Genomic DNA, 24033 nt, shown 5'->3' on the forward strand with positions numbered 1-24033 from the left:
GGCAGAGGCCTTCCCGCCAACCCATCAGACACCGAAGAGCACCCCTCCCCAACCCGCCCGGCCCGAAGGCACAGCCTTCGGTCGTTCATCAGGCCGCGCGCCAGTAGCGCGCCAGCGGACCTTCTTCACCCCCTTCGCTGTGCGAAAGGGAGGGAGCGTAGTGCCGAGCCATGCTCGGCAGGCATCCTCCCGCCAACCCGTCAGCCAGCGAAAACCCCTCCCAACCCAAGCGAATTCCTGCCCGAAACACAACAAGGTCTATACCAACGACCCTTTTAGATATATAGATATATCATTAAGATTATTTCGGACCTGCCGGCAAACCACCGTGGACCCGTTCACCACCCAATCCCTGGAGGGCATCCTCCGCCGTGACCTGCATGCGCCGCTGTACCACCAGCTACAGGGCTTCCTGCGTGGGCTGATCGAACGTGGCGAGATCGGCGACGGTGAACAGCTACCGCGCGAGGAAGAGCTGGCCCGGCGTCTGCGCATTTCGCGGGTCACCGTGCGCCAGGCGCTGCAGCTGTTGGCCAACGATGGCCTGCTGGTACGCCAGCGCGGCCGCGGCACCCGTGTGGTCGGTGGCAGCAGCCGCAGCTCCAGCATCCCGATGCCGTTGAAGACGCCGCTGGGCGAGTTGATCCACAGCCTCGATACCTTGGCCAGCAATACCCAGGTACGCCTGCTGGGCTGGGAACGCGTGGTTCCGCCCGAGCCGATCCGCGAGCAGTTCGGCAGCGGCCCGCAGGAAACCCTGGTGCATTGCGTGCGGGTGCGCTCGCGCCACGGCCAGGCCTTCGGCTACTACGCCAGCTGGACCCGCACCGCACATCCGGAGTTCAACGCCGAGCAACTGGCCTACGGCTCGCGCATCGCCCTGTTCCGGCGCTGTGGCATCCGCTTCGTGCAGGTCCAGCAGACCGTCAGTGCGCTGCGTGCCGGCGCGATGACCGCCATGCACCTGCACATGTCGCCCGGCCAGGCAGTGATGAACCTGACCCGTCGCTCCTACGGCCCTGACCAGCAGTTGCTGGATCTGCTCGACATCCAATATCGCCCCGACCAGCTGCGCTACCAGATGCGCATGGACTACGAAACCAACAAGCCGGAGACATTTGTTTGAGTGCAACTGTGCGTGCAACGCTTGCCGAAAAAATCCTCGCCCGTGCCTGCGGACGTGAGGCCGTGCAGGCCGGTGAAATCCTCACCGCCAGGCTCGACCTGCTGATGATGCATGACTCCGGCGGTCCGCGCCGGGTCGCCTCACGGCTGGAAAAGCTCGGCGCAAAAGTATGGGACCCGAACAAAGTGGTGGTGGTCTCCGACCACTTCGTACCTGCGGTGGACATGGAAAGCGCCGACATCCTCGCCCTGACCCGCAAGTGGGCGCAGGCGCAGGGCGTCACCCATTACGACATGCTCGGCATCTGCCATGTGGTGCTGCAGGAACACGGCCACGTGCAGCCCGGCATGTTCTGCGTTGGCGGTGATTCGCACTCGCCCAGCGGTGGCGCCTTTGGTGCCTTCATGGTCGGCATGGGTGCCACCGACATCACCGGCGCACTGGTCACCGGTGAAGTGTGGCTGCGCGTGCCGCAGACCACCCGCGTGCAGCTCGATGGCATGCTCGGTGCCGGCGTCAGTGCCAAGGACGTGATGCTGATGCTGTGCGGCCAATACGGCATGGGCAACGAAGGCCAGGTGTTCGAGTACGGTGGCAGCGCGGTACAGGCGATGCCGATGCATGAGCGCCTGACCCTGTGCAATATGGCCGCCGAGCTCGGCGCTGAGACTGGCATCGTCGAACCCGATGCAACCACGCTGGCTGCGCTGGAACAGGCCGGCAAGCCCTTCCACGGTGATCTTGCACAGTGGCGCAGCGATAGTGGTGCCAGCTACCTGCACCACTATCGCTATGACGCCGCGCAGATCGCACCACACGTCGCCGCGCCGCATAGTCCGGCCAATAGTCGTCCGGTTGCCGAGCACGGCAAGGTGCACGTCGACCAGGCCTATATCGGCGCCTGCACCGGCGCCAAGCTGACCGACCTGCGCATGGCCGCCGAAGTATTGAAAGGCCGCAAGGTCGCCAAGGGCACCCGCCTGCTGATCGCGCCGGCCTCGGTGGCGATGACAGCACAGGCAGCCGCCGAAGGCACGTTGGCGACGCTGACCGAAGCCGGCGCCATTCTGCTGCCGTCCGGCTGCGGCGCCTGTGCTGGCATGGGCGCGGGCATGCTCAGCAGTGGCGAAGTGTGCATGTCCACCACCGCGCGCAACTTCAAGGGCCGCATGGGCTCGGCCGAGGCACAGGTCTATCTTGGCTCGCCATACAGCGTTGCGGCCGCCGCGGTGAAAGGCGAGATCTGCGATCCACGCGAGTTGCTGGGAGAAAGCGTTTGAACGTCCGTGGCAAAGCCTTCGTGTTCGGCGACCGCATCGATACCGATGTGCTGGCGCCGGGTCCCTATATGCGCGAACCAATGAGCGTGCTCGCCAGCCACTGCCTGGAAGCGGTGGACCCGGACTTCGCCAGCGAAGTACGTCGCGGCGACATCGTGGTGGGCGGTGAATCCTTCGGCATTGGTTCCTCACGCGAACAGGCAGTGCAAGCATTGGCCGAACTCGGCGTAGGCGCCATCATCGCCAAGTCATTCGCGCGCATCTTCTATCGCAACGCATTGAATCTCGGCGTTCCCGCGCTGGTCTGTGCGACGCTTGAAGCATCGCGCGGCGATGAACTGGAAGTACGGCCGGTGGAGGGTCGCATCATCAATCACACCACTGGTCGTGCATTCGACTGCGAGAAGATCCCCACCGAGTTGATGACGATCGTTGCCGGCGGCGGACTGATGCCTTGGCTGGAGCGCAGGCTGGCCACGGAGCGCCGCACATGAAACAAGGCATCATCCACGCGACCTTGATCGCGCCGGACCTGCAACAGGTCTGCGACGCCTATGTCGCGCAGTTGGCGCTACAGATACAGCAGCGCGGAGTGCTGGGCGCCGAGGATGCTGCCGCACTCGACCTGTCGGATCTGATCGGCGCGCCGCTGGCATGGCTGGCCAACAGCGCTGGCGAGCCGGTGCTGCGGGTGATTGAAGACCCGCATGCAGTCGTTGCCGAGCCCATGTTCCGCCACGGCTGGTTATCGCTGGAGGTGCTGGTTGGCGATATCGACACTCTGGCCGCGGGCTTGCACGCGCCGTTCAAGGTACTGGGACCGGCCGCCAACCTGGAACTGAGCGATGCCATCCGCGCCGCGCAGGTGCTTGGACCGTGCGGCGAACTGCTCTACCTCACCCAGATCAAGGCAGCGGTGCCACCCTTTGATCTGCCGATGACCGACGCGACGGTTGCGAGCACCTTCATCGGAGTGATGACCACGCCGGATCGCGATGCCTCGCAGCGTGCCTGGTCTGCATTGTTGGGTAGCAAGGGCTGGGCCTTCGATACCAAGATCACCGTACTCAATCGTGCCTATGGCAAGGCCTTGGACGGCCGCTACCCGGTGGCCGTGGTGCCGATGCCCGGGCAATGCATGGTCGAGATTGACCAGGTGGACCTGCCTGCTTCATCCAAGCTGCGGCATTCGGGTCAGTACAGCCTGGGGCTGCGTTTGCCCGCAGTGGACGCTGCAGTGCTGGCTGAGGCCGGCTGGGTTGTCATGGATGCTGGTGAGCGCCGCAGCCTGCGTGGGCCTGCCGGGGAGCATGTGGAGTTGCTTGCTGGGTGATTGCCGTTGGGCTGCTGGGTACGGGCAACAGCAACGGCTGAAGAGCACCCCTCCCCAACCCTCCCCTGCGCTGCGCGCAAGGGAGGGGGTAGAAGCGGCACCGCCATGAAGTGGCAGAGCGCAGCGAACAGCCCCCTCCCTTGCACCGAAGGTGCGGGGGGGGGGGTGGGGAGGGGTAGCTCCTGCCTTGCTCCCTCTGTTGCTTCAATGCCCATTACCTTTGCCATGTGTAACCAGCACTACACAGGCATAGCGTCAGCGTTTACCCAGCCACTTGAGGTAGCGCAATGCGGAACCTGACTCTGGCAGCAGCCATCGCCACCATCACCTGCCTGGGCATGGCGATGCCAGCCACCGCGCAGGTCGCGCCGATGACCCCGGACATCACTGGCAAGAAGTTTGTCGCACCGGTACCAGCCCGTGACTTCGACAAGCGCGAGGTGATGATCCCGATGCGCGATGGGGTCAAGCTCTACACCGTCATCATGATCCCCAAGGGCGCGCACAACGCTCCGATCCTGTTCACCCGCACGCCTTACAACGCCGCCGGCCGGGTCGACCGCACACCGGGTGCGACGCATCTCGTCGACGCCCTCGCCCAAGGCGACACGGTGTTCGCCGAAGACGGTTACATCCGCGTGTTCCAGGACGTGCGCGGCAAGTACGGCTCGGAAGGTGATTACGTGATGACGCGGCCGCCACGCGGCCCGCTCAACCCTACCAAGATCGATCACAGCACCGATGCCTGGGACAGCATCGACTGGCTGGTGAAGCACCTGCCCGAGTCCAATGGCAAGGTCGGCATGCTTGGCTCTTCCTACGAAGGCTTCACCGTGGTGATGGCCTTGCTTGATCCGCACCCCGCACTGAAAGTGGCCGCGCCGGAAAGCCCGATGATAGACGGTTGGATGGGTGACGACTGGTTCCAGCACGGTGCCTACCGGCAGGTAAACCTCGGCTATTTCAGCGGGCAGATGACCGCGCGCGGTGCGGGTGCAAAGATCGCAATGCCAACCGGCGATGACTACAGCAGCTTCCTGCAGATCGGCTCGGTGGGCGCCTTTGCCAAGGCGCAGGGTTTGGAACAGATTCCGGCCTGGCACAAGGTCAGCGAGCACCCGGCCTACGACGCGTTCTGGCAGCAACAGGCCTTGGACAAACTATTGGCCAAGCTGCCGGAGATCACGGTTCCCACCATGTGGGAACAAGGGCTATGGGATCAGGAAGACATCTACGGCGCACACACCGCCTGGGCCGCACTGGAACCCAAGGACCACGACAACAAGCGCAACTTCCTGGTGATCGGGCCGTGGCGTCATAGCGGCGCCAATTACAACGGCAGCGCGCTCGGCGCGCTGGACTTCAACGGCGACACCGCCCTGCAGTGGCGGCGTGACGTGCTCAAGCCGTTCTTCGATCAATACCTAAAGGATGGCGCACCGCTCGCCAACACGCCGCCGGTGTGGGTATACAACGCCGGTAGCAATCGCTGGGACAGCTATAGCAACTGGCCGCAGAGCTGCACACAAGGCTGCGCCGCCAACGCACGCAGGCTCTATCTCAATGCCGATGCGCAGCTCGGCTTCGACAGCGCCAGTACCGGCGCGCAGTACGCCGAGTACATTTCCGATCCGGCCAAGCCCGTTCCATTCGTGCCGCGCCCGGTCAATATGGGTGATCGTGATGTCTGGACCACATGGCTGGTGCGCGATCAGCGCTTTGTCGATGGACGCACCGATGTGCTGACCTATACCGGCCCGGTATTGGACAAGCCGATGAAGCTGGCGGGCATTCCGCAGGTGCAGCTCAGTGCATCCACTTCGGGCAGTGACAGCGACTGGGTGGTCAAACTGATCGATGTCTATCCCGATCAGTATCCCGACAACCCGAAGATGGCCGGCTACCAGCTGCCATTGGCGGTCACCATCTTCCGCGGCCGCTACCGCGAGAGTTTCAGCCAGCCGAAGCCGATCACGCCGGATGCGCCGCAGATTTACAGTTTCGATCTGCCCAACGTGAACCAGACCCTGCAACCCGGGCACCGTTTGATGGTGCAGGTGCAATCCAGCCTGTTCCCGCTCTACGACCGCAACCCACAGAAGTACGTGGACAACATCTTCTTCGCCCAGCCCGGTGACTACCGCAAGGCCACGCAGCGTATCTGGAACAGCAGCGAGCATCCGAGCTACATCAGCCTGCCTGTCGTTGAGTGAATCCACCCGCATTGATGCGAAATGCAGGCAATGCACAGGTAGTGCTGCAACATTTGGCAGCGAGCACATGCAAAGAAAGCGGCACCACGAGGTGCCGCTTTCCTGATGCATCCAAGCCCGCAGACAAGGCTTAGATCAGGTCAACCCGTACCGCATCCTGCACCAGCAACTCGGCATCCAGACCAGAGTGCTGATAGACAACATACGAGACGCCGCCGATGGATTGTTTGCCCATCGATGCCCAGTCGCCAAGATCCGGACCGCCAACGCCGAGCAGGTCATCCAGCTTGACCACGTCGCCAGCATTGCCCTTCACCATCATCTGCACCGTCTGCTTTCCACCTTGATGGAACAGGTCAACCTGGCCATTGGCGAGTACGTCCTTCAATGACAGGCTCAAGCTGTTGTTGCCGGTGCCGGTGATGTCGAATACCTCGATGGAATCGACCTTGTCTTGCAACACCGCCAGATCCAGCAACTGATTGGCACCAGTAAGCTTGAGCGTGTCCACACCCGCGCCGGCGGAAACACCGCCGCTGCTGGCTGCCGAGAGATGGGCGACATTGGCCAACGAAAATACGTTGTCCTCATCACCGCCGTAGTAGGCGCCAGCCTTGCCATCAATGGTTTGATTCTTGAGTACATTGAGCTCACTGCTACCACCACGTATCTGGAAGTCATCCAAACCGATCCAGTCCCACGAACCGATCCCCTTGTAACCGGGCACTTTGTAACCGGTGCTCACCACCATGTACGAGAAGTCCTGCCCAGCCGGCGCTTTGAAGGAGGCATTCAAGGAATTCGGCCAATACGCTGACAGCGACAACTGCCCGACCAACGCACCACTGGCCGTGTAGAACTTGACCACGGAGGGGTCGAAGTAACCGGCCTGCAGGTTGGTCACGAGGAACTTGAGCTCGGAAACCGGGCCTTCGGTGAAATCTATGCGGGTACGCCCGGTGACGCCGATCTTCATGCCGGTATAGACCGCGGGATCGTAACTGGTCAGTCCGGTGATCGCGTCAGGTATCTGCCATACATCATGATCCACCTCGGAGGTGATCCGCAGCCCGTTGTAGCTCGTGCTTTGTCCGGTATTGAGGTTCACGTACGCGGCACTATTGAAGTCGATGAGCTTGTTGTCGCCCATGTCGCGGTACTTCGAGCTGTTGCCAGCCTTGTCGATGATCGCGGCCATGACATCGCCCGAGCTCACCGCGAAGCCTGGCGCGATGCGCACGCTGCCAACGCTCACATCCTTGACGGTCAATGCGTAATCAAAACGCTGGCCGTTCAGCACCACACTGACGATATCACCCGCAGATACCGTCCCCGCCTTGAACCCAACCGTCAGGTACGCACCATCAACGGTCAGTTTGGTTGGCGCATCTGGCGCCAGCGTATCGAGGAAAACGTCGCGCGATTCCACTTCACTGCTGCGGCCGGCATCATTCACGACCTTGGTCTGGATCGACCAGTTACCGCTGTGACTGTTGTTGTCCTGCGCTGCCCAGCTCAGGCCGTCCACAATCGCCTGGTTCCAGCTCAGTCCACCGTCGGTAGATACCAGCAGGCGCTCATCGGCGGCCAGCTGTGCGCTGAGTGCACCCTGCATCAGGCGGCCAGCACCACCATCGTTGGTGAGCCAGTCACTGCTGCTCACGCCCCAGTCCTTGCCCATCGAGGTTACGGTGGCAACCTGTGCAGGCACCTTGGCCTGGACCACCACGATATGCTTCTCTGAAGCTTCGGAGCTGTTGCCCGCCTGGTCGGTCATCACCACTTCAAATTCATGCTGACCATCAGCAAGTTCGGCATGCGGAGTGAACACCCAGGTTCCGTCATCGGCGACCAGCGTCTCACCAATCACCTGGCCGTTGTCGATGATGGTGACGGTAGCCCCAACCTCGCCCTTGCCCGACAGCGTCGGCATGGTGTCATCGGTGGCGCTGCCATTGCCAACGGGGCCCGTCTGCGGGCCGACATCATCGAAGACTTCCTCGATCAGCGGTTTGGCAGGCGCGACCTTGTCAACGATGATCACGTACGGCGCGGACTCCTCGCCGACGTCGCCGTTGTGATCCTCATGGATGATGCTGATGCTGTGTTTTCCATCGGTCAAGGGAGCGATTGGCGTGAAGCTCCACCTGCCGTCGACGTCAACCTTGACATGACCTATCAGGTATCGGCCGTCATAGACGTGCACCATATCGCCAGGGCGCCCCTTGCCCACGATCTCAGGGCGACCGTCATCGGTGTAGCCACCGTCGGCGATAGTACCGGTCTTGCTGCCGTGACTATCGATGATCGCCTCGATCACAGGCACATCGCCATGGGCATACCCATACAAGTAGTCGAACTCCGTCGTCTGCGATACCTTGTCGTAACCCACTGCGTTCACTTGTTTTCTCCATTGAAGTGAAATGACCATGCAACCGCTTGTCGGCGGCTGCGCGCCAGATTTCACGAACGAAATCCACGGCCATGGCGCTATCTGCGCGCGCAGCGACGGCACCTCCAGCATCGATGCTGCAAGCTGTCGTCGTTAGACGCTTGTCTCGTGTCCAGTGCCGGGGCATAGCGACATCAAGGCCGCTGCCCATACGGTCCGTCTGGTGTGGCAATCAGCAACCAGGTAGCCCGTCACCTCGGTACATCAACTTTCCGCCCCACTGCTGTCCGTAGCCAAGGCCGCCCGAAAGCCAGGTGTCACGCAAATTGTTCCTAGTCCGAATGGATGATCTCGTTCCCGCGGAATCAATCCCCGCCAAGCGATCAGCAGCAATCCAGGTTTCTCCCTATTCACGCGTAGCCACAAGCTTTACAGCCGGTGCGGAGCTGACCGGCGGTTCAAGCAGCCGATGCAGTACGGATGGCTGGATTATCGGGAGCTGTCCTAAATTCAGACATGAGAATCAGCTCGAATCCTAGGCGATGCTCTAGCCATGAGAGTCTGGAATTCACCGGAGAAACCACTATCGCGAAAAAGCCGCGTTATCACGAGTAACAGGGTCACTAGTGAAAATTCGTAGCGATACATCGCCAGCTGGAAGCCAGCCACGCACGTCGATGCAGCAAGCGTGGTCCAGGCACCTCCCATAGCACGCCTGCAACCCGCGGGACCGCACTGATGACTGTGATTTTCCCACCCAGCGATTGCCACAAGGCAACGCACTCCGTCTCTGTTTGAACAGCCGTGCCGCATCCAGTACCTCAAACCCTTCGTCGTGCTCGCTATCCACGTCACGCAGCACCGCCTCGATGCATGCGGCTATCGCATCAGGCACACGCAGCCTAGGTCCCGACATCAAGCAAGCCATGGTTGTGGCGGCCCTGCAGCGTTGCTCGTTCATGCATGCATGACGCCAAGGCCAGCCCTGCACTGCAAATTAGGCGTTGTCCTACAGAAAAATCTCACAAGCCGAGGCAGTATTCCGCGCATTTCCTCGCCGCGCTGGACTAGGTAACAACCTTCCCAGGTCCATGCACCCAGGCAGATTTCGAGATATGTATGGCCGGCCATTCAGGGCAGGTATCTCCATCTGTGGTGCAGGACGAAAATCCATCAACGCGGAGAGCCGAGTGAGTCGCTCACACAGAAAAATCCCCCAGCGATCGAACCATCGCCCAGCAAGCATTGTCGACGCCACTTACGCACAGGTATTGGCCCTGTACCAACGGAATCAGTTGACCCAGGCGCTGGAGCTTTGCCGCGGCAAACTGTTGAAACTATCGCCTGGACATCCCGGTGGATTGGTCTGTGCGGGCGTGATCTGCTATCTCAACAAAGACTTCCAGGCAGCCGAACGCCATCTCAGGCAGGCGGCAGCGAAGGAAGACAATGCCGACGCCTATACCAATCTGGCACTGACACTCAATGCCATGCATCGCGCGCCGGAGGCTGAACAAGCCTATCGTCGCTCCCTGGCGTTGAATCCGCACCAGGCCAACGTTTGGAACAACCTGGGCAACATCCTTAAAAACAGCTTCACGTCAGACCGGCAAGCGGAAGCTATCGACTGTTATCGTCGGGCCATCAAGGCCGATCGAAGGTATGCCAATGCCTACAACAATCTCGGCCACGCACTCGACACGGTCCATGGCGACAAGGCTGCTGCGGAGGAGAGCTTTCGTTCCGCCATCGCCTGCAACCCGGGCTACCTCCAGCCACGCCTGAACCTCGCAGGCACTCTTGAAAAGACTGGAAGGGAAGTTGAGGCCCTTGCCTGCCTGCAGAATGCGCTGGAACTGCAACCGGGCAATGTCGAAATCATCGGACGCATTCTGAGCCTGCGCCGCAAGCTGGCGGACTGGGATGCTGGGCAACCATCGATACCCGACTTTCTGGCGGTGCTGTCACAACAAGACGCCAGTGACCTGTCGCCGCTCGACATGCTTGCCTGGCCAGAATTCGATGCCGCAATGTTACGCAGACTCGCGGGCCAGTTTGGTCGCAAACGCTGGGCATCCTCCCTGGCAGCAGATCCGCTGGTGTCGTCAGTGGCCACGGCGCCCGTTGGACGCCTGCGCATTGGCTATCTGTCAGCCGACTTCCGCAACCATCCGGTCGCACATCTGATCACCCAGGTTATTGCCGCCCACGACCGTAAGCACTTCCAAGCGCACCTGTATGCCTATGGCCCGGAAGTCGACGATGAAGAGCGACGCAGGCTGATTGAAGCCGCTGATCATTTCACCGTGATCAGCCGAATGGACGACCTGGAGGCCGCGCAGCTGATCCGCGATGACCAGATCGACATCCTGATTGACCTCACCGGTTACACAACCCACGCCCGCCTGGGCATCTGCGCACTGCGTCCAGCCCCGGTCATAGCCTCCTGGGTTGGCTACATCGGCACCTTGGGCGAGGCCCGGCTTGCCGATTACATCATCAGCGACGCGGTAGCCACACCGCCTGAACATGCCGGCCAGTTCAGCGAAGCACTGGCGCTGATGCCCGAGTGCTTCCAGCCCAACTGTCCACTGGCGCCACTGGCGGAGCCGCCGACGCGCGAAGCGGAAAATCTGCCGGCGGATGCCATCGTGTTCTGCAGCTTCAATCAGGTCTTCAAATTCACCCCGCAGCTTTGGGATGACTGGTGCGAAATCCTCCGTAACGTACCCCAAGGCGTGCTGTGGATCGCCCCGGGGTCCTCTGAAGTGGTCCGCAGCAACTTGTTGAAGGAGACCGAGAAGCGCGGTGTGGAGCCTACAAGGATCATTTTCGCCAAACGCCAATCACTTGCAGATCACCGTGCGCGTATTGCCCTTGCCGATATTGCACTGGACACCTATCCCTACAACTCAGGGGCAACAGCGAGTGATGTATTACGCGCGGGGGTTCCTCTGCTTACCTGCATGGGCGAAACCTTTGTCAGTCGCATGGCCGGCAGCCTGTTGCATACATTGGGCATGGACGAACTCTGCACCACGCGTCGACCTGACTACGTGGCCATTGCCATCGAACTGGCCAGCAACCCATCGAAGCGGGACGCAATACGCCGCAAGCTTGGCGAGCAACTGAGCACTTCGATTCTCTACCAGCCCGACAGATTTGCCGCACAGCTCGAGCAGTTGCTCTATGCCATGCACACGCAGGCCAAGGCCGGACGAAGAGAAATCATCGATCTGAGTAGTCGCCCTGCCATAGCCGAGTAGTACCCGCTCCAGCAAACCCCCCTGCGCCCGCTGGCACCGGGACGCTGCGGGCTGACTGCCGCCGGGCGTCCGTCCGGTATCAAGGAATGAGCGGGCTGGCTGCATGGCTTGTCCAGCCCCTCTGCAACGCTTGCCAAGAAGTAATTGATCCACAGCGTCGAGAGCTCCCTTCCGCTGCGGTACGAGCCGAAGCACTTCCTGGCTGGCGAGATAGCCGAGGTTGGCGTTCGTAAACCCCGGTTACCGCGACAAGGCGGGGACGTCGGGAGGCCCAGCCATGCGCTCTGGTCCAAGGCAAAAGAAGTTCCCCGATCTTCACCTAAATTTATGTACTGGTCAGTTTGGTATTCAGGGTGGATTCCGTCGGCTAACGGATAATTCACAACTATCGAACGGCCACCGAATCAGGCCGTAACGATCAAGACCAATAACGAGGTAACGCCGAAATGAAGACTTCTTTGATCGCTTTGGGCCTGCTGGCCGCCCTGCCGTTCGCCGCTTCGGCTGCCGATGGCCTGTCCTACAACTATGTGGAAGGCGGCTATGTGAATACCGACGCCAAGGGCGGCGACGCCGACGGTTGGGCGGTGAAGGGCTCGGTCGCGGTGCACCCGAACTTCCATGTGTTCGGTGAGTACAACGCTCAGGAAACCGACAAGAGCAAGGTTGATGTGGACCAGTGGCGCCTGGGTGTTGGCTACAACTACACCGTGGCCCCGAACACCGACCTGCTGGCCCGTGCGGCCTACCAGAAGCTGGATCTCCAGTACGGCCCGAAGTTCAGCGGCTACAGCGCTGAAGTCGGCGTACGCACCGCCTTCACCCAGAACTTTGAGGGCTATGCCCTGGCCGGTTACGAGAACTACAGCAAGAAGCGCGGTTACGATCCGGACGGCGAGTTCTACGGCCGCGTCGGCGCCACCGCCAAGTTCAACCCGAACTGGGGCCTGACCGGCGAAGTGAAGCTGGCCAAGGCTGGCGACAAGGAATGGTTCGTCGGCCCGCGCTTCACCTGGTAAGCGACAAAGCTGCAAGCAACAAATAGTGGTGTTGTCTGGCGCGTGACCTCTCTCCCACGCGCCGCTGGAAGCCCGGTCCTCCCCCGACCGGGCTTCTTTTTGGGCGCGCGGCAAGGATTTTTCGTAGTGCCGAGCCATGCTCGGCAGAGGCGCCCCCCGCCACCCGCCCCCCCCCCCACTACAGGACGCGCAAAGAAAAAGCCCGGCATTGCCGGGCTTCTTCGTCAAACTTCGCTCATCCTTACTTGAACAGCGTGTCCGGGTATTCCGGCTTCTGCTCACGGGCCAGCAACTGCTGCAGGCCTTCGGACGGGCTGAGTTCGCCGTGCAATACCGACTGCACCGCCTTGGAGATCGGCAGGTCAATGCCGTGACGATCTGCCTGGCGCATCACTTCATCGGCGGTCTGCACCGATTCCACCACCTGGCCGATTTCCTTGACCGCATCCTGCAGGCTCTGGCCGCGACCAAGCGCCAGACCCAAACGACGGTTGCGCGACAGGTCCCCAGTACTGGTCAGCACCAGATCGCCGAGGCCGGCCAAGCCCATAAGCGTTTCTGGCTTGCCGCCAATGGCAGCTGCCAGTCGCAGCATTTCGTTGAGGCCGCGGGTGATCAGGCCGGCACGGGCGTTGAGGCCCAGCTGCATGCCATCGGCCACGCCGGTTGCCACTGCCAGCACGTTTTTCATCGCCCCGCCCAACTCGGCGCCAACCATGTCGTCGCCGGTATAGGCGCGGAATGCCGGACCGTGCATGGCGTCGGCCACCTGCTGGGCGAACGCCTCGTCATCACCGTGGACGGTGATTGCGGTGGGCAGGCCCAGGGTGACTTCCTTGGCGAAGGACGGGCCGGTGACGACGGCCAACGGCACGTCCGGGCCCAGCACTTCACGCGCTACTTCATGCAGGAAACGGCCTGAGCCGGGCTCGAAGCCCTTGGTTGCCCAGGCCACGCCGGCCCCGGCCGGCCGCAGCGGCGCCAGCGCGCGCACGGTTTCGGCAAAGGCATGCGAAGGCACCACCACCAGGATCCAGTCTGCCCCGGCGACGGTGGCAGCCAGGTCGGTGCTGGCGCGCAAAGATTCTGGCAAGGGAATCCCCGGCAGATACCGGGGATTCTCATGACGCTGATCAATCGCCTCGATTACCGCTGCATCACGTCCCCACAGCACGGTCGTATGACCGTGCCGGGCCAACAGTGTGGCCAGCGCGGTGCCCCAGGAGCCCGCGCCGACAACGGCGATCTTTTCTGCGTCGTTCGTACTCATACAGAAGCGCAGACGCCGATCAGGCGTTGCCAGCCGGCTCGGAGTCGGCCAGCGACGGCTCGCCCTGCTGCTGACGCTGACGCAGGGTTTCGGCGTACAGGCCTTCAAAGTTGATCGGCTGCAGGTAGAACGGCGGGAAGCCGCCAGCCTGGATCAGGTCCGACACCATCGAGCGCACGTACGGGAACAGGATGTTCGGGCACTGGGTGCCGAGCAGCACGTCGATTGCCTGCGGCTCCAGGCCGATCAGGCCAAACACGCCAGCCTGCTCCACTTCGGCCACATAGGCGGTCTTGTCACCAGCCTTGCAGGTCAGGGTCACGCCCAGCACCACTTCGAAAGCGGTGTCGGACAGGCGCTGTACCTTCTGGTTCAGGTTCAGCTGCAGGTCCGGCTGCACGTTCTCATTGAAAATGGTCGGCGAGTTCGGGGATTCGAAAGAGACGTCCTTGACGTAGATCTTCTCGATGGTGAAAGCCGGGCCGTTGGCGGATTCGTCGGCCGGGACTACGCCGTTGGTGTTCTCTTCGGACATTGCTCAAGACTCCAGAACAGATTGTTCATTGAATGGGATTAGTACAAGACCAGCGATGGGGGCGGTTGCCCACCTACACAAGCCCTGTCTGAAAATTTGCTGACTCAGTTACGGCCTTTGACCAGCAGCAGATCTGCTGCCTGCCATGCCGGCAAACCACCGTCGAGCACATAAACCTGCTCGTAACCGGCTTTTTTCAGCGTTTTGGCCGCGGTTGCCGAGGCATTGCCGGTACGGCACAGCAGTACCACCGGGCTCTGCTTGGCGTTGGCCAGCAGCTTGTGCGCAGGGGTCAACTGTGCCGGCTGCACATTACGGCTACCGGCAATATGGCCCTTCTCGAAGTCGGCGGCAGCCGACAGATCGATCACGGTCGCACCGCCGGCATTGATCATATGGGTCAATTCGGACGGCTTGAGCGACTTGTAGCCGCGGAACAGGCGTGCGACCTCGGTGGCAATGATGGCCACCGTCAGGCCAACCAGGGCCAGCGACAACATCGGATTTCGGCCGGCGAAGGCCAGCAACTCTTCGTAATTCACTCAGGTCACGGGTCGATAAGCGGGCAGCGATTGTCGCACAGCCGGTGAAAATGCAGCCAATGCCTCATTGGCCCTGCCACAGGTCCGGCAAACCGGCGGCCTGCCACCAGCGTTTGGCCTCCGGATCCCAACGCCAGCGCTCATTCACGATGACCAGCCGCTCGGCCTGGGTATTGCGGTTGATCACGCCCATTTCGATGCGCCGCTCGATGCTGCCATCGGCGCCGATACCGGCCGAACGCTCACGATAGCTGGACACCTGTACCTGCCGGTAGCGCTCACGTTGCAGGTCGGTAAGAGGGCGCTGCTGCAGGTATAGCGGATCAATGAAGCCTTCGGCCTTGTCGAAATCGCCCCAGCGCACCGCCGCCACATAGGCACTCTGGGTCGGTACCAGTTTGCTGCGCTGTGCCCGGCTCGGCCCCTCGGCCTGGCCGGCACCAGCGACCAGCAACAAGGCGACGACAATGGACTGGAACAGGTTTCGGTACATGCAGGCACCCCCTCGGTGATGGTCGATCTTAGCCTTTGCCGAGGGCAACGAAGCGCCCTTCAAACTCGGCTGCACCACCTTCGATCGCCGAACGCACCGTCACCCGCGCGCGGCCGCGCTTGCTGAATGTGGTCAGGAAGTCATCCCAATCCTGGTCCGGTGCCAGCCGCGCCGTCGCCAGCAGATCACCGTAGACCGGCGCGCGATAGCGGATGTTGCTGTCGGCCACGTAGACCTCGGCCTGCTTGCCAGCCAAGCCCAGGCGCATGCTGACCAGCGCCCAGCCCGACAGGGTCATCACCGAAGCCAGACTGCCGCCGAAGGCATTGCCCTTGTCGTTGATGTTGACGTCCAGCGGCGCCTGCATGCGCAGCACGCCATTGTCATAGCCGGCAATATGAATGCCCATCGCCGCAACCGGCGGCATTGCCGAGAGAGTGCGCTGAAGGTTTTCCAGCAGCACGGGGTCATCAAAATGTTCGGACATGGACGCGCACGCAAAACGGAAAGCGCCCGCATAATGCATGGAATGAACCGCCCCGCCTATGTGCCAGCCGACACGGTCTGGCATCTCATCTCGATGCGTCCGCAAGGGCAGCACGACACCGTGCGCAGCGCAGCTGCTCGTTTGGGTGCACGTACGCTGGCGTTGTCACCTTGGCGGCTGCAGATGCGTACCGATGAGGCCACCCGCGAGCAGCTGAACGCAGCCCGCGAATACGATCGACTGGTGTTCACCAGCCCTGCCGCCGCCGAAGCCGCTGCGCGGCTGCTGCCGTTGGCCGAGCTTCGCGCAGGCAGCTTGATTGCCGTTGGCGAAGGCACCGCGCGCGCCTTGCGCCGCCGTGGCGCAAGCAGCGTGCAGGCACCGACCCGGATGGATAGCGAGGGCCTGCTGGCCTTGCCCGCCATGCAGCACCTGCACGGCCTGCGCGTGGCCTTGGTCACCGCGCCCGGTGGCCGCGGCGTGATTGCCGCGCAGGTGCGTGAGCGCGGCGCCAACCTGCAACGTATCGATGTCTACGAACGCGTGCCGATGCCGGTCAGCAAGGCCACCATTGCCCGCTTGCAGGCGCTCCCCAGTCCTTATGTCGTGGCGATAAGCAGCGGCGAAGCGCTGCAGACAGTGCTGCCCTATCTGCCACCGGCCTTGTTGCAGCAATGGCAGCAGGCCGCAGCGGTCGCCGCCAGCGCACGATTGGCCGAACTCGCCACCGAACTTGGCTTCCGCAACATCAGCGTCGCCGCCGGGCCCCTGCCTGCACAGCTGGCCAGCGCCGCCCACACCGCACTCTTCCCGGCCGCAGGCTGAGCACACAACCAAAGGCGACTTGCAGGCATGCAGCGCGCGGGCGATGCTTTGCCTGCACCAACAGCGTGGTCACCCTTGTGTCGTGGCCATGCCCGCCAAGGATGTTGCCCCCCGATGAATGAAGACGTCGCACCCGTTCAACCGCGCCGCCCGCTGCGCTGGCTCCTGCCGCTGATCGCCATCGCCGCGCTGGGCGCTGCCGGCTGGTTTGGCTGGCACAGCTGGCAGACCCGCCAGCAGCAGGCCGATCTGGCCCGCGACAGCGCAATCCAGCAACTGACCGCCATGCAGCAGGGGCTGGAAGCCCTGCGCCGCGACCAGCGTGCCAATGCTCGCAGCATCCAGGATGCCGCCGCCACCAACCGCGTGCTGCGCGATGAAGTGCTGGGGCTGAGCCAGCGCAACGCGCTGTTGGAAGAAAACCTGGCCCAGTTGGCCGACAGCTCGCGTCAAGGCGCGCAAGCCGTACGCCGCGAAGAGGCCGAACTGCTGCTCAACCAGGCCCAGCAGCGGCTCACCTTTGCCGGCGATCTGGACGGAGCGCGTCGTCTGTATGCGCTGGCCGCCAACGCACTGGAAGGCATCGACAGCCCCGACTACCTCAATCTGCGCCAGGCGCTGATCCAGGAGCGCAACGCGCTGGATGCGCTGGGCCCTGGGGTGCGCGCACGCACAGCTGCACAGCTTGAGCAGTGGTCCGCTGAACTCGAACGCCTGCCCGAAAACCTGCAGCTGCCAGCCAACAGCCAGCAGCCATGGTGGCAGCAGATGCTGTCGCCGCTGGTGCAGATCCGCCCGGCCGACGGCAAGGTACTGGTTGCGCGCTCCGAACGCATCGCCGCCAATGACTCGTTGCAGATCGAGCTGAGCCTGGCCCGCGCCGCCCTGGAACGTGGTGATGACAAGGCCTGGCAGCAGGCATTGGACCGTGTCGATGGCTGGCTGCAACGGCTGTGGCCGGATTCGCCGCAGCGTCAGCAGCGCCGCCGTGAGCTGCGCGAGATGCGCGGCGTGGAACTGCGTCCCAACCTGCCGGAGCTCGGCAGCACCCTGCAGCAACTGCGCAGCACGCGCACCGCCAAGGACGCACCATGAAGGCTTTCCGCTCCCTGCTGTTGGGCCTGCTGGTCGCCGCTCTGGGTATTTTTGGCGCGCAATGGCTGGGCCAGGATTCGGTCCGCGCCCTGGGTGAAGTGATCGTCCGTGCTGGCAACCACGACTACATCGCCACCTTGCCGCAGGCCGCGTTGGCAGTGCTGATTGCCGCCTTGCTGGTATGGCTGCTGTGGTCGCTGATCAGCACCCCGTTCCGGGCCTGGGCACGGCATCGCCGCAAGCAGGGCCGCGCGCGCCTGATCGATGGCCTGCAAGCACTGGATAACGGCCAATGGCAGCGCGCCGAAAAACTGCTGCAGAGCGCCGCAACGGAGAAGGCCGTACGCCCGATCGCACTGGTTGCCGCCATGCGTGCGGCTGAAGCACGCGAGGACAACAGCAGCGCCGGCCAACACCTGCAGCAACTGGCGGAGGCCGATCCACATCTGCACGCCCTGCACAGCGCCGAGCGCTGGCTGCAGCTGGACAAGCCGCTGGAAGCGATCAACGCGCTGGACCTGCCGGCCCTGCAACCGCTGCCGCCACGCGGCCTGTGGCTACGTACCGAAGCATTGCAACGCGCTGGTCGCGCCGAGGAGGCGTACGGCCAATTGGGTGCATTACGCCAGCAACAGGTGCTGCCACCAAGCGCCGTTGCCGGACTGGAAACCACCCTCGCCCTGCAGATGCTCGACGAAGCCAACGACGTCAATACGCTGGCTGCACGCTGGGAAGTGCTGCCCAAGTCGCTGCGGGTCAGCCCGCAGGCGGTGGCGCGCTACGCACAGCGCGCGGTTGCATTGAACTGGAGCGATGTCGCCCTGCGCAGCATCGAGCAGACCCTGGACAGCCACTGGGACGACGCGCTGGTCGCCTTGTACACGCAGCTGCCGGTGGAGAAACTGGATTCACGCCGCGCCAGCGCCCAGCGTTGGCTGCAGTCGCACCCCAACAGTCCGGCTTTGCTGCTGGGCTTGGCGCGCCTGGCCGCTGGTCAGGGCCAATGGGCGCAAGCCGAAGAGTTCCTGCACCGAGCCATCGCCCAGGATGCCGGCGCCGACGCCTGGGAAGCCCTGGGCGAGGTGTTTGCCGCACAGGATGAGCAAGTGCTGGCCAATCAGTGCCTGCTCAATGCCGTACGCCAGCGTCGCGGCGAAACTCCACAGCCGATCCAACGCCGCAACCTGCACCAGCAGATCCAGGACCAGGCCGTGGCCGAAGAGCGCGATGACCATGGCTTCCCGCGTTTGCCGGGTTGAGCATCTGCAGCCCCCCCCTCAACGCTTTCCGTAACGAGCCGTAATGAACATACCCCCGGATATCCATGCGCGCGTGGTCGAGCTGACCGACGCTATCCTCAATGCCAGCGAAGATGGCGAGGAAGACGCCAGTGCTTCGCTGTATGCGCAGCTGCACGCTTACTGCGATTCAATCGCCGCCGCTGGCCGCGATCATCCGTTCCTGTGGGAAACGCTGGCTGACTTCACCGGCGATGACCATCTCGCCATCGAGCACTACAACCACGCCTTGATGCTTGCCAACGCAGCGCAGGCGATCAGCTACGAAGCCTCGATCCATCTGGCGCTGGCCGAACGTCATTCCAACCTGGGCGATGTTGCCGCCGCCCAAGACCACGCGCTGCGCGCAGATGCATTGGCGCAGCGTACGGATGACCTGCCGCTGCGCCAGGCCATCAGCCAGTTCCTGCTGGATCACGCGCAAGCGACCAACAAGGACTGAGCTGGCGTTGCATGACCCGGGCGCATTTTGTTTGTCCGGGCTGCTGCGTGGCTCGCCGCCGACCTAGTCGCGGCGATACGGATAACGCGGCAGGCGCGCCAGGAACGCCGGCGATACCCCGCGATACACAGCCAACGACACATCGATCTTCTTGGGCTTGAGTATCTGCATGCCGATCAGGCCCCACAGCAGCATCACCAGAAACGTCAGTATCCCCAGGCCGATCACCGCGCCGCTGTCGAACAGGAAACAACCAAACAGCGGCACCAGCGATGCCCACGCCATCAGGATGAAATTCAGCCGCCGCTTGCGGTGCGCCGAACACAGACCAACCTGATGCACCGCTGTCTTGCGCACTGCCAGTGCCGCAATCAGATAGACCAGGAAGTGCAGCAGGATCAGCAGGTACATCCACGGTGAATGCCAGTAGAACTTGCGCTGGCGGTATTCCAGCGCTGGTTTTCCGCATTTGACGCAGTAGCGCGGTAGATCGCTATGCGGCAGCGCCAGCAGCTGATCACCATCACTCCAGCAGGTGTTGTTATCCGGGCTGGTGTTGGCAAGCGCCGGCGGCAAGGCCTCCGGCGCGGCATACGGGTTGAACTCATCCACTCGTTACGTCCCCTGTGAGATTCGAACGGGCCGCCTCCCGGGCGACCCGCACCTGCGTCGTTGGCGTGGCAGCGCAGTATGCGGTCGTTGGCGCTTTCCACGCGACGGGAATTCCGCCGCTGAGCAGCCTGCAAAACAACGCCACTCAGCGCTTGGTCGATGTCGGCTCGGCGTCACCTGCAGCAGCTGCATCTACGGTCATTCCACCCGCGTAGGCGGCATCTGCCGCAGCATCTGCTGCAGATGCTGCCGCTTCGACCGCTGCATCGGCCGCCGTTGCAGCGGTATCTGCTGCCGCCTGCGCTGCCTCTGGCGAAATACCCGGGGTGCCGGCAATACGCGCAGTTGCCGCCTCTTTGGCCGGTGGTGCATTCGCATCCACTGCCATGGTGTTCATCGCGCTATTGTCGGCGATCAGCTGCAGCTGCTGTGCAATTTCGGCGACGTACTGGCGGCGTGCGCGTTCGCGATCCTGCGCAAGCACCAGCCGCTCCGGCAGCGGTTGCAGGCGCTCGAAGCGCGCGCGCGCGGCATCGAAGCGCGACAACCTGCGTTCCCATTCGCCCAACAACATCTGGCAATACAGCCAGGATTCGTCACGATCAGCATCCGCACGCGCATCCGGACATTGCTGGGCAACTGCCGCCGATGCCGCCTGCACGTAACGTGGATATTGTTCGGGTGATGCCTGCCAGGTTGCGCTCTGCAGCACCCCGGCACGGTCTTTCAGCGGCGCATCCACCGCCTCGAACAAGCGCGCCAGCAACCAGTAGCTGGTTTCAGTACCGCGCATGCGCTGGTATTCGTCGCTATCGACCACGGCAGTCAGGCGCTTGATCTCGCCAGCGTTGTAGTCGTCTTTGTAGATGACGAAGCCGTTGCCCGGACAGGACACCAGCGGCCAAGGCGATTGGATGGCGCCATGCAGGCGACCGTCGAGGAAGTGGCCGAACGCGGTGCCCGAACCCATTTCCTGCGCGGTGAAGCGCTCGCCGCCAATCGGGCAGACATGCTCGGTTTTCATGAAGGTCATGGCAGCGGCTGGCGCCGCCCATCCTGCCAACAGCACAGCCAAACCGATCGCAATGCGCTTCATGCCCCTACCCCCGTCCTTTGGTGAGCAGACAATAGGGGTGCCGGGCCGGGCCCTGCAAGGGTCCTGTAGTGCCGACCCATGGTCGGCAAGGGGCATTACCGGCAACGCCTCTGCCGAGCATGGCTCGGCACTACAAACAGCGCAGCAACGCTCAACAATGGCGACCACGCTGTAGTGCCGACCCATGGTCGGCAAGGAGCATTACCGATAACGCCTCTGCCGAGCATGGCTCGGCACTACAAACAGCGCATCAACGCTCGACGATGGCGACCACGCCCATGCCGCCGGCGGTGCAGATCGATACCAGCGCGCGGCCACCGCCGCGTGCGGCCAGTTCCTTGGCAACGGTGCCGATGATGCGGGCGCCGGTGGCTGCGAACGGGTGGCCGGTGGCCAGCGAGGAACCCAGCGGGTTGATCTTGGCCGGGTCGATACGGCCCAGCGCTGCATCCAGGCCCAGGCGGTTGCGGCAGTAGTCCTCGCTTTCCCAGGCGCTCAGCGTGCATAGCACCTGCGCGGCGAAGGCTTCATGGATTTCGTAGATATCGAAATCCTGCAGGGTCAGGCCATTGCGCTTGAGCATTTCCGGCACAGCGGTGGTCGGCGCCATCAGCAGACCTTCACCGTGCACGAAGTCCACGGCCGAAACCTGCGAATCACGCAGATAGGCCAGCGGCTCGTGACCGTGCGCGCGTGCCCACTCCTCGCTGGCCAGCAGCACCGCAGCGGCACCATCGGTCAGCGGGGTGGAGTTGGCAGCGGTCAGGGTGCCGCGACCAGAGACCTTGTCGAAGGCCGGCTTCAAGGTGGCCAATTTTTCCAGCGAGGTATCCGGACGCAGCACGTTGTCGCGCTCGACGCCGCGGAACGGTGCGATCAGGTCGCTGAAGAAACCGCGATCGTAAGCAGCAGCGAGCTTCTTGTGCGAGGACACAGCCCATTCGTCCTGCGCTTCACGCGAGATGTTCCATTCCTTGGCCATGTCCTCGCAGTGGTCGCCCATGCTCTTGCCGGTACGCGGCTCGGCCACGCCCGGGAACTCGGGCTTGAGCTCGGAGAACTTGAAGCCCTTGAGCAGGGTGCGGATCTTGTCACCGGTGCTCTTGGCACGATTGGCGGCCAGCAGGCGCGCGCGCAGCTTCTTGCCGTAGACGATCGGCACGTCGGAGGTGGTATCCGAACCGCCGCCGATGCCGGACTCGATCTGCCCCAGGGCGATCTTGTTGGCGACGGTGATGATGCTGTCCAGCGAGGTACCACAGGCACGTTGCAGGGTGATGCCCGGGGTCAGCGGCGACAGGCCGGACGACAGCGCCGCCTCACGGCCCAGGTTCCAGTCGCTGGGATGCTTGATCACCGCACCCATCGCTACTTCGCCCAATTGCTGGCCGTGCAGGCCGAACCGTTCAACAAGCGCCCCAAGCGTACGGACCGACATGCCGAGATTGCCAACGTCCGAATAAGCGGTGTTCTGACGGCAGAACGGAATGCGGACACCACCGAGGATGGCGACGGGACGAGCGCTGGGCATGCGGGTACCTGACATGGGAAAGAGTGTTCAAAGTGGCCTGCACGCGATAGCAGGCATAATGGTGTTGAGTGTAGCTTCGAGGCCGTGATGGGCCAACCGCGAATCATGAGCAATTCAAACCCCGACGTGAACGCCCTTGGCGTAGTGGCATTGGAACTGGCTGGCGGCGAGCAGCCCGGCAAGGCGGCCCTGGGCTCCGAGCAGGCTGGCGAACTGGCGGCGCTGATCGGTCGCGACCTGACCAAATTGGTCCCGCAGGTCAGCGAACTGGACCTGGTTTTCGCTGCCGCGCATTTCGACCCGGCCGAAGTGCTGCGTCCCGGCCTGCCTATTCATCGGCGCCTGGAAGAACTGCAGATACGTGCCCCGGGCCGCAACCATGGCGCGCGCCTGCTGGCGTTTGGTGCCGATGCCAACGGCGAGATCCCACTGCCGCTGCAGGCCGATCCGGTCCTGAGTGGCGGCGCGCTGCGGCTGCTGCCGTTCGTGCTGGCCGGTGGTGAAGCGGCTGTGCGCAGTGAAGTACGCGATGCGCTGGAAGAGGTGCTGCTGGCCAATGGCATGGCACAACCGGACACCGCGCTGCTGGCACAGAACAGTTTTGCCGCGCAGATTGAACATGCGCGCTATTTCACCGTCAACGACCTGGCCGCGATGATGGCCATGCAGTACGACAACCAGGGCCTGGCGGATTTGTGGCCGTTGCTGGAAACGGCGATGTTCGCGCCGAACGAAGAACAATGGCTGGACGCCTCACCCGAACCGCTGTTGCGTTATGTCGGCGGCGAAGTGCGGATGGCCTTGTTTGATCCGGCCGGTTGGTGTGCACATTACGCGCAGGACAAGAACGACTGTGATCGCCTGCAGCGTGTGTACGAGCAGTACATGATGCGCCAGCGGCAGATGGCGGCGGTATTGGAAGCGCATGGCATCGACGTGCTGTATGTGCACGTGAATGCCGGGCAGGATGCGAAGGCCCTGCTGGCGCATTGATTGCGCGCTGGTGAGTACAGAAAAGGCCGCGCAAGCGGCCTTTTCTGTTTCTGAAGTACTGCATGCGCCACCCCCTCCCTTGCGCGAAGCGCAGGTGAGGATTGGGGAGGGTGCTGTTGCTGTTGCCTTTTGTCTTGCCTCGATCATCCGACCCGAAAGGTCAGCGGCGGGTCATGGCGAGAGTT

Annotated in this window: 21 protein-coding genes; 12 read left to right on the forward strand and 9 right to left on the reverse strand. The window is 62.8% G+C overall.

Going from position 1 to position 24033, the window contains the following annotated elements; translation table 11 throughout:
* Nucleotides 1-328: 328 nt before the first annotated feature.
* From ACVOMB_RS10670 to ACVOMB_RS10690, 5 genes are all read left to right on the forward strand, one after another.
* Nucleotides 329-1126, forward strand: coding sequence for a GntR family transcriptional regulator (locus ACVOMB_RS10670; protein WP_481531150.1), 798 nt, complete (start codon nucleotides 329-331; stop codon nucleotides 1124-1126).
* Nucleotides 1123-2406, forward strand: a complete 1284-nt coding sequence (locus ACVOMB_RS10675; protein ID WP_481531151.1) for a 3-isopropylmalate dehydratase large subunit — start codon at nucleotides 1123-1125, stop codon at nucleotides 2404-2406. The genes ACVOMB_RS10670 and ACVOMB_RS10675 overlap by 4 nt, the downstream gene beginning before the upstream one ends.
* Nucleotides 2403-2900, forward strand: a complete 498-nt coding sequence (locus tag ACVOMB_RS10680; protein ID WP_481531152.1) for a LeuD/DmdB family oxidoreductase small subunit — start codon at nucleotides 2403-2405, stop codon at nucleotides 2898-2900. The genes ACVOMB_RS10675 and ACVOMB_RS10680 overlap by 4 nt, the downstream gene beginning before the upstream one ends.
* The gene (locus ACVOMB_RS10685; RefSeq protein WP_481531153.1) at nucleotides 2897-3739 is read left to right on the forward strand and encodes a hypothetical protein; all 843 of its coding nucleotides are present in this window, start codon (nucleotides 2897-2899) and stop codon (nucleotides 3737-3739) included. The genes ACVOMB_RS10680 and ACVOMB_RS10685 overlap by 4 nt, the downstream gene beginning before the upstream one ends.
* Before the next feature lie 287 nt (nucleotides 3740-4026).
* Entirely contained in the window at nucleotides 4027-5952 is a 1926-nt protein-coding gene (locus ACVOMB_RS10690) for a CocE/NonD family hydrolase (RefSeq protein WP_481531154.1), read from the forward strand.
* Between the two features lie 130 nt (nucleotides 5953-6082).
* On the opposite strand, the gene ACVOMB_RS10695 is transcribed toward ACVOMB_RS10690, so the two are convergent.
* Nucleotides 6083-8353 carry an Ig-like domain-containing protein gene (locus tag ACVOMB_RS10695; RefSeq protein ID WP_481531155.1) on the reverse strand — a complete coding sequence of 757 codons (2271 nt, stop codon included), beginning with the start codon at nucleotides 8351-8353 and terminating at the stop codon, nucleotides 6083-6085.
* 1181 nt (nucleotides 8354-9534) lie between these two features.
* Here ACVOMB_RS10695 and ACVOMB_RS10700 point away from each other — a divergent pair.
* Together ACVOMB_RS10700 and ACVOMB_RS10705 are read left to right on the forward strand one after the other, a co-directional pair.
* Nucleotides 9535-11610 carry an O-linked N-acetylglucosamine transferase, SPINDLY family protein gene (locus ACVOMB_RS10700; protein WP_481531156.1) on the forward strand — a complete coding sequence of 692 codons (2076 nt, stop codon included), beginning with the start codon at nucleotides 9535-9537 and terminating at the stop codon, nucleotides 11608-11610.
* Nucleotides 11611-12056: 446 nt separating this feature from the next.
* Complete coding sequence (locus tag ACVOMB_RS10705; RefSeq protein WP_481531157.1) at nucleotides 12057-12629, forward strand: OmpO family porin; 573 nt, start codon at nucleotides 12057-12059, stop codon at nucleotides 12627-12629.
* A gap of 241 nt (nucleotides 12630-12870) precedes the next feature.
* On the opposite strand, the gene ACVOMB_RS10710 is transcribed toward ACVOMB_RS10705, so the two are convergent.
* From ACVOMB_RS10710 to ACVOMB_RS10730, 5 genes are all read right to left on the reverse strand, one after another.
* A complete protein-coding gene (locus tag ACVOMB_RS10710; protein WP_481531158.1) occupies nucleotides 12871-13899 on the reverse strand; it encodes an NAD(P)H-dependent glycerol-3-phosphate dehydrogenase in 1029 nt (342 codons plus the stop codon).
* A 19-nt stretch (nucleotides 13900-13918) separates the two neighbouring features.
* Nucleotides 13919-14434: a protein-export chaperone SecB gene (gene secB, locus ACVOMB_RS10715; protein ID WP_062171067.1), complete on the reverse strand. Its 516-nt coding sequence runs from the start codon at nucleotides 14432-14434 to the stop codon at nucleotides 13919-13921.
* A 104-nt stretch (nucleotides 14435-14538) separates the two neighbouring features.
* Nucleotides 14539-14976 carry a rhodanese-like domain-containing protein gene (locus ACVOMB_RS10720; protein ID WP_481531159.1) on the reverse strand — a complete coding sequence of 146 codons (438 nt, stop codon included), beginning with the start codon at nucleotides 14974-14976 and terminating at the stop codon, nucleotides 14539-14541.
* Between the two features lie 64 nt (nucleotides 14977-15040).
* Nucleotides 15041-15469, reverse strand: a complete 429-nt coding sequence (locus ACVOMB_RS10725) for a hypothetical protein (RefSeq protein ID WP_481531160.1) — start codon at nucleotides 15467-15469, stop codon at nucleotides 15041-15043.
* Nucleotides 15470-15497: 28 nt separating this feature from the next.
* On the reverse strand, nucleotides 15498-15956 hold the full coding sequence (locus tag ACVOMB_RS10730; protein ID WP_481531161.1) for a YiiD C-terminal domain-containing protein: 459 nt from the start codon (nucleotides 15954-15956) through the stop codon (nucleotides 15498-15500).
* Between the two features lie 42 nt (nucleotides 15957-15998).
* On the opposite strand from ACVOMB_RS10730, the gene ACVOMB_RS10735 reads away from it, so the two are divergent.
* The 4 genes from ACVOMB_RS10735 to ACVOMB_RS10750 all read left to right on the forward strand — a co-directional run bounded on the left by ACVOMB_RS10735 (nucleotide 15999) and on the right by ACVOMB_RS10750 (nucleotide 19616).
* Nucleotides 15999-16781: a uroporphyrinogen-III synthase gene (locus tag ACVOMB_RS10735; RefSeq protein WP_481531162.1), complete on the forward strand. Its 783-nt coding sequence runs from the start codon at nucleotides 15999-16001 to the stop codon at nucleotides 16779-16781.
* A 114-nt stretch (nucleotides 16782-16895) separates the two neighbouring features.
* On the forward strand, nucleotides 16896-17876 hold the full coding sequence (locus ACVOMB_RS10740; protein WP_481531163.1) for a uroporphyrinogen-III C-methyltransferase: 981 nt from the start codon (nucleotides 16896-16898) through the stop codon (nucleotides 17874-17876).
* A complete protein-coding gene (locus ACVOMB_RS10745) occupies nucleotides 17873-19135 on the forward strand; it encodes a heme biosynthesis HemY N-terminal domain-containing protein (RefSeq protein ID WP_481531164.1) in 1263 nt (420 codons plus the stop codon). The genes ACVOMB_RS10740 and ACVOMB_RS10745 overlap by 4 nt, the downstream gene beginning before the upstream one ends.
* Nucleotides 19136-19178: 43 nt before the next feature.
* The gene (locus ACVOMB_RS10750) at nucleotides 19179-19616 is read left to right on the forward strand and encodes a hypothetical protein (protein WP_481531165.1); all 438 of its coding nucleotides are present in this window, start codon (nucleotides 19179-19181) and stop codon (nucleotides 19614-19616) included.
* 63 nt (nucleotides 19617-19679) lie between these two features.
* On the opposite strand, the gene ACVOMB_RS10755 is transcribed toward ACVOMB_RS10750, so the two are convergent.
* From ACVOMB_RS10755 to ACVOMB_RS10765, 3 genes are all read right to left on the reverse strand, one after another.
* Complete coding sequence (locus tag ACVOMB_RS10755; protein ID WP_481531166.1) at nucleotides 19680-20228, reverse strand: hypothetical protein; 549 nt, start codon at nucleotides 20226-20228, stop codon at nucleotides 19680-19682.
* Between the two features lie 145 nt (nucleotides 20229-20373).
* Nucleotides 20374-21324 (reverse strand): hypothetical protein, encoded by a 951-nt coding sequence (locus ACVOMB_RS10760; protein WP_481531167.1) that lies wholly within the window; start codon nucleotides 21322-21324, stop codon nucleotides 20374-20376.
* 250 nt (nucleotides 21325-21574) lie between these two features.
* Nucleotides 21575-22870 (reverse strand): acetyl-CoA C-acetyltransferase, encoded by a 1296-nt coding sequence (locus ACVOMB_RS10765; protein WP_481531168.1) that lies wholly within the window; start codon nucleotides 22868-22870, stop codon nucleotides 21575-21577.
* 90 nt (nucleotides 22871-22960) lie between these two features.
* Here ACVOMB_RS10765 and ACVOMB_RS10770 point away from each other — a divergent pair, with 90 nt between their 5' ends.
* The gene (locus ACVOMB_RS10770; protein ID WP_481531169.1) at nucleotides 22961-23848 is read left to right on the forward strand and encodes a hypothetical protein; all 888 of its coding nucleotides are present in this window, start codon (nucleotides 22961-22963) and stop codon (nucleotides 23846-23848) included.
* The last annotated feature ends 185 nt before the right edge of the window (nucleotides 23849-24033 follow it).

This window comes from Stenotrophomonas sp. STEN018, assembly GCF_056760235.1.